The 5,884-nt window shown below is 69.2% G+C and carries 7 protein-coding genes; 6 read left to right on the top strand and 1 reads right to left on the bottom strand.

Going from position 1 to position 5,884, the window contains the following annotated elements; translation table 11 throughout:
* Positions 1-112: 112 nt before the first annotated feature.
* Complete coding sequence (locus tag B3587_RS01085; RefSeq protein ID WP_228177144.1) at positions 113-337, bottom strand: PLDc N-terminal domain-containing protein; 225 nt, start codon at positions 335-337, stop codon at positions 113-115.
* A 162-nt stretch (positions 338-499) separates the two neighbouring features.
* Between B3587_RS01085 and B3587_RS01080 the strand changes: the two genes are divergently transcribed.
* The 6 genes from B3587_RS01080 to B3587_RS01055 form a co-directional block, all read left to right on the top strand.
* On the top strand, positions 500-2,374 hold the full coding sequence (locus B3587_RS01080) for a heavy metal translocating P-type ATPase (RefSeq protein ID WP_228177145.1): 1,875 nt from the start codon (positions 500-502) through the stop codon (positions 2,372-2,374).
* 66 nt (positions 2,375-2,440) lie between these two features.
* Entirely contained in the window at positions 2,441-3,616 is a 1,176-nt protein-coding gene (locus tag B3587_RS01075) for a CpaF family protein (protein WP_228177146.1), read from the top strand.
* Positions 3,613-4,473: a type II secretion system F family protein gene (locus B3587_RS01070; RefSeq protein WP_228177147.1), complete on the top strand. Its 861-nt coding sequence runs from the start codon at positions 3,613-3,615 to the stop codon at positions 4,471-4,473. The genes B3587_RS01075 and B3587_RS01070 overlap by 4 nt, the downstream gene beginning before the upstream one ends.
* Positions 4,470-5,342 carry a type II secretion system F family protein gene (locus tag B3587_RS01065; RefSeq protein WP_292725918.1) on the top strand — a complete coding sequence of 291 codons (873 nt, stop codon included), beginning with the start codon at positions 4,470-4,472 and terminating at the stop codon, positions 5,340-5,342. Before B3587_RS01070 ends, B3587_RS01065 begins: the two co-directional genes overlap by 4 nt.
* Before the next feature lie 49 nt (positions 5,343-5,391).
* Positions 5,392-5,610 carry a hypothetical protein gene (locus B3587_RS01060; RefSeq protein WP_375237100.1) on the top strand — a complete coding sequence of 73 codons (219 nt, stop codon included), beginning with the start codon at positions 5,392-5,394 and terminating at the stop codon, positions 5,608-5,610.
* Positions 5,611-5,621: 11 nt separating this feature from the next.
* Positions 5,622-5,884, top strand: a 263-nt coding sequence (locus B3587_RS01055; protein WP_292725917.1) for a TadE family protein, incomplete at its 3' end; no start/stop codon positions are given.

Raw genomic sequence — 5,884 nt, 5'->3', positions numbered from 1 at the left:
CTGCTGAAGATCGATCCGCTGTTCCAGGGCATCGCGCTGGGCGCCATCATCCTGCTCGCGGTTGGGTTCGACGCGTGGTCTCGGCTGCGGCGGCGATGAGGCCGCGGCAGCGTCAGCGTTTGGGGGCGAAGAAGAAGTAGATCAAGGGGCCGATACCGCCGAGAAGAATCACGAAGGCCCACAGGGGCTTCTTGCCGTTGATCTTGTTCTCGGGGCGGATATAGAGGTCCCAGAAAGCCAGTCCCGCCCAGGCGGCCCGGATGACGCCACCGACCAGTCCGCCGACGACTCCCGTGCCGGTCTTCCGCGCCGCGTGGCTTGGTGTCTTCATGGTCATGGCTTCCGCCTTTCGGGCCGCATCCGAATGCTCTCGTGCCATTGTGCAACGCCGACGCCGGGCACCGACAGGGCCTCGGTCGTGGGACTAGATGCCCTAGTGTGCGCGGTGGCGCCTGCCTACGCTCGGGGTGTCGCCCTGGGTGCGGCGCGGGAGGTCCGGATGAGGTATCTGCGCTGGATCTGGGCGTACCCGCTGGTCACGGCTACCGCGCTGGTGCTCCTCGCCGTCGGTGTGCTCGCGGCATCCGGAATGCCTGACGTTGCGCGGTGGGTCGCGACGATTTGGGTTGCGGGGATCATCGTCTGGACCCTCGTGGGCATGGTGCGCGACGTCCTGCGTGGCCACGTCGGGCTCGATGTTCTCGCTGTCACCGCGATGGTCGCGACCCTCGCGGTCGGGGAGTATCTGGCGGGGCTCGTGATCGTTCTGATGCTCGCCGGTGGTGCGGCGCTCGAGGATATCGCCGGCCGGCGTGCGCGGCGGGACCTTCGCGCGCTGCTGGACAGATCGCCGCGCACCGCGCACGTCGTGACCGGTGGCGAATCGGGCGCTGTCGAGAGTGTGAAGGACGTCCCCATCGATGAGGTCGCTGTGGGCGACATCCTGCTGGTGCGGCCGGCCGAGATCGTGCCGGTGGATGCCGTGCTGCTGAGCGCCGACGCGGAGTTCGACGAATCGTCGCTGACGGGTGAGAGTCTTCCCGTGCAGCGCACCGAAGGCGACGAGGTGTTCTCGGGGGCCATCAACGGATCTCGCGCCGTGCGGGTACGAGCGACACGACGCAGCGCCGACAGCCAGTACCAGCAGATCGTCGCGCTGGTGCATGCTGCCGAGAGTTCTCGGGCGCCGGTCGTTCGCTTGGCCGACCGGTTTGCCGTGCCGTTCACCGCCGTCTCGCTCGTGCTCGCGGGAACCGCCTGGGCGATCTCAGGAGACCCGGTCCGCTTTGCTGAAGTGCTGGTGCTGGCGACCCCCTGTCCGCTGCTGATCGCGGCACCCGTGGCGTTCCTCGCAGGCCTGTCGCGAGCGGCGAAGGCGGGGGTCATCATCAAGAGCGGCGCGGTCATCGAGCAGCTCGCGCGCGTGAGTTCGGCGGCCTTCGACAAGACCGGAACACTGACGTGGGGTCGTCCCGCTCTCGTCGCCGTCCGTCCCGCGGACGGATTCACCGCCGACGAGGTGTTGCAGTTCGCGGCCTCTGCTGAGCAGTACTCCACGCACGTGCTGGCAGAGAGCGTGCGCCGCGCCGCCCTCGACCGCGGGCTCGATCTGCTCCCTGCGTCTGACGCCTCGGAGGAGGCCACCAACGGTGTCACCGCATCGGTAGGGGGTCGGCCCGTCACCGTCGGCAAGCCCGCGTATGTCGCAGCGCTCACGGGAACGGCGCCCCGAGAGACCCTGGATGCCGGTCAGGCCGCGGCCTACGTTGCGATAGATCGACGGTTCGCGGGAACCATCGTCCTGGCCGATGATCCTCGGCCGGATGCGCCTGCGGTTGTTGCCTGGCTCCGAGAGACCGGCGTGAGCCGGGTTGCGATGTTCACCGGCGATGTCGGCGCTACCGCGCAGTCGGTTGCGACGGCGGTGGGGATTGACGAGGTGCACGCCGAGCTGCTGCCGGGCGACAAGGTGGAGCTTGCCGCCGGTCTGCAACCTCGGCCGATGATGATGGTCGGCGACGGGGTGAATGATGCCCCGGTGCTGGCGGCATCCGACATCGGTGTCGCGATGGGTGCGCGCGGGGCGACGGCCGCGGGGGATGCGGCGGATGTCGTCATCCTGGTGGATGCCCTTGCTCCGGTTGCCGACGCCGTCGCGATCGCCCGCCACACCCTGCGCGTCGCGCTGACCGCGATCGGCGTGGGGATTGGGCTGAGCATTGCCCTGATGATCGTGGCTATGACGGGCGTCATCCCCGCCGTCGCGGGCGCCCTCATTCAGGAGCTCGTCGACGTCGCGACGATCCTGTACGCGCTACGGGCGCTCGGGGCGCCCCGCAGCGCCCAGCGACCCGTGGTTTCGCCAGCGGGATGACAGAGCTCGCCGCACCGCTGTGGATAACTCCCGCGGCGCGGCGCGCGGCCTTGTCAGGATGCACGGGTGACCCTCACCTCGCCCGCCGACCCGACAGTTTCGGTGGTCGCGCGTGTACGCGAGTCGCTGCGGGCGGCACAGATCGACCCGCAGCGCGATCCGGATCGGGCGAGCCAGATCGCCAGGTCCGAAGTGCGTCGGCACAACGATTTCGCGCTGGCCCGCGGCGAGCGGACCCTCGATGACGAAGCGCACCACGTGCGCGACATCCTGGCCCAGCTCTCGGGATTCGGTCCGCTGCAGGCGTACCTCGACGACCCCGAGGTCGAGGAACTCTGGATCAATGCTCCGGACCGGATCTTCGTGGCGCGTGCCGGAGTCGCGTCCCGGGTCCCGCTCGCGCTGACCGACACGGCGGTACGAGACCTCGTCGAACGGATGCTGCACGCGACCGGCCGCCGCGTCGATCTCAGCCAGCCTTTCGTCGACGCCTCTCTTCCCGACGGGAGTCGCTTGCACGTCGTGATCCCCGACATCACACGGCGGCACTGGGTCGTGAACATCCGCAAGTTCCTGCCGCGCTACCGGACGCTCGACGACCTCGTTGTGGCGGGCAGCGTGACGGCGGCGGATGCCGACCTGCTGGCGATCGCGATGCGGGAGGGGCGCAGCATCCTGGTCTCGGGTGCCACCCATGCCGGTAAGACGACCTTGCTCGCGGCGCTGATCGCTGCGTGCGCGCCCTCGCAGCGCATCGTCACGGTGGAGGAGACGTTCGAACTTGCCGTCGACGCGCCGGACCTCGTCGCACTCCAGGGGCGTCAGCCGAGCCTCGAAGGGGGAGGGGAGGTGACGCTGCGCCGCCTGGTGAAGGAGGCACTCCGGATGCGGCCAGATCGGCTGGTCATCGGGGAGGTTCGAGACGCCGAGGCGCTCGATCTCGTCCTGGCCCTCAACACCGGAGTTCCGGGTGCCGCGACAATCCATGCGAACTCGGCAGCTGATGCACTCCGGAAGCTCTGCTCCCTCCCGCTCCTGGCTGGTCGCAACATCGACAGCGGCTTCGTGGTGCCGGCGGTCGCGGCATCCGTCGACCTCGTCGTCCACTGTCAGCGGGACGCGACCGGACGGCGGCGCGTGACCGAGATCGTCGAACCCACAGGGCTTGAGGATGGCGTCATCCGTACTCGCCCCGCGCCCCGACAGGAACGGCAACCACTGATGCGGAGCAGGGGCCGATGATCCTGCTGGTGGGCGCAATGCTCGGCGCGGGGGTGTTGCTGGTCCTTTCGCCGTGGCTGTGGCCAGCCCGGCCCGCCACCGCCGCACCCGCCGAGCCCTCGGTGCTGACCCGACTGATCGGTGAAGCCGGCTTCGCGGAGCGGGCGAGACCTCGCACGGTACTGGCCTCTGCTGTCCTGGTTGGGGCGATTGCCGCCGCACTCGTGTGGCTGGTCTTTCCCACGCTGCCGCTGTGGCTTCTCGCGGGTGTCGTCGGCGCATACGCCCCCGTCGCCTGGTTGCAGTCCCGGGCGCGTCGACGAGCCAAAGAGCGTCGCGGTCTGTGGCCTGACGTGTGCGACCTGCTCGTGTCATCGGTTCGAGCCGGGATGTCGCTCGCTGACGCTGTCGCGAGCCTCGCGGTGTCGGGCCCAGAGCGGCTTCGACCCGACTTCGTCAGGTTCGCCCGTGATGTCTCGGCCTCCGGGCATCTGGATGCCGCGCTCGCCGGTCTGAAGGCTCGGCTTGCCGATCCGATCGCTGACCGGATCGTCGAAACCTTGCGCATGGCGCGCGAGGTCGGCGGTACCGAGCTCGTGCCGACCCTGCGCGCACTCGGTGCGTCGGTTCGCGCGGATGCGACACTGCGCGCCGAGGTCGAGGCGCGCCAGTCGTGGATTCGCGCCGCGGCGGTTCTCGGAGCCGTTGCTCCGTGGGTGATTCTCGGACTTCTCGCGCTTCGCCCCGAGGCTGCTGCCGCGTACGGATCGCCCCAGGGGATCGGGCTGATTCTGGGCGGCGCTGTCGTCACGGTTGTCGCGTTTCGGCTCATGCTTCGTGTGGGAAGGCTCGCGGAGCCGCGGAGGTGGTTCGCGTGAATCCCACCGACATCGCGCTTGCCGTGATTCTTGGCGGCGGCCTCGCCGGAGGAATGCTGCTCGTCTTCTCGGCGTCGCCGCGCTGGCGCGCCCGCGGGCTGACCGCTCGTCTCGCGCCGTACCTGCGCGATGTCACCGACGGTGACCCCGGCGTCGCGTTCAGCGCGATCACCGTGCCTGTCCTGAACACCGCAGCCCCGGCGTGGGGTGCTGCGGTGAACCGACTCTCGGACATCAGTTCTTCCTGGCGGCGCTCGCGCGCGCTTGTCTGGGCCCTGCTCGGAGCCGGTACGGGAGCCGCCCTGGCGACAATCGTCGCCCTGACGCACGGCCCACAGCCGGCTCTGCTGGCGGTGCCTCTGGCCGGTGGGGCGGCCGCGGTGGTGGCGGAGCAGTCGGCGCGCCGCGCCACCGAGCGCGCCCGCTCCCGGCGCCTGCACGAGGAGCTTCCCGTCGTCCTCGAGTTCCTCGCGCTCTGCCTGTCTGCGGGTGAGGGCCTGCTCGATGCGCTGCGGCGCATCGGCAGCCGGGGGACCGGAGAGCTTGCCGTCGGCATCCGTGAAGTTGTTGTCGAGGTCGGAACGGGGGCGGTTTTAACGGACGCCCTCCTCGCGTTCGCTCGACGGGAAGACAGCCCAGCCTTGTCGCGCGCGGTCGATCAGCTTGTCGCCGCGATCGACCGCGGCACACCACTCGCGGACGTGCTCCACGCCCACGCAGCCGATGCGCGCTCGGGGGAGCAGCGCGAGCTCATTGAGCAGGCGGGTCGCAAAGAGATCGCGATGCTCGTGCCGCTCGTCTTCTTGATCCTGCCGGTGAGTGTGCTGTTCGCGATCTTCCCCGGCGTCGTGATGCTCGACCTCGGATGAGTGCCCACCAACAGAGAAGACCGAACCGAAGGAGATGATGATGAGACGGATGCTGGACCGCCTGCGTGAAGCGCTCGCGCCGCGCGCGGGGACCGACGTGGAGGATGTCGGCGTGGCAGCCGCGCTGCGTGAAGACCGTGGTGACGTACCCGGCTGGGTGCTGATCACGCTCATGACCGCGGGGCTGGTCGTGTTGATTTGGGCGCTCGCAGGGCCCGCGCTGTCGGGTCTGTTCGAGCAGGCGATCTCGCGCGTGTCGGGCTTCTGAGGCGGTTGGCTGTGAGCGATCGTGGCTTCTGGGACGACGACCGGGGCTCGGCTCCCGTCGAGTTCGTCATGGTTGCCGCGCTGCTCACGGCCCTCACCCTCGGTGTGATTCAGCTCGGCATCGTGACCTACGTGAGAAACGTCGTGCATGACGCTGCAGTCGAAGGGGCGTACTACGGTGCGCTCGCCGATACATCGACCGGCTCAGCCGTCGATCGCACACGCGAGGTGATTACGCGGGCGATCGGAGCTGAGTACGGCTCGGATGTCGGCAC

Origin of the sequence: Microbacterium sp. UBA837 (assembly GCF_002296025.1) — a bacterium.
Taxonomy (GTDB): Bacteria; Actinomycetota; Actinomycetes; order Actinomycetales; family Microbacteriaceae; genus Microbacterium.
The sequence above is the reverse complement of the archived record's forward strand: the minus strand, read 5'-3'. Positions and strand labels throughout refer to the sequence as shown.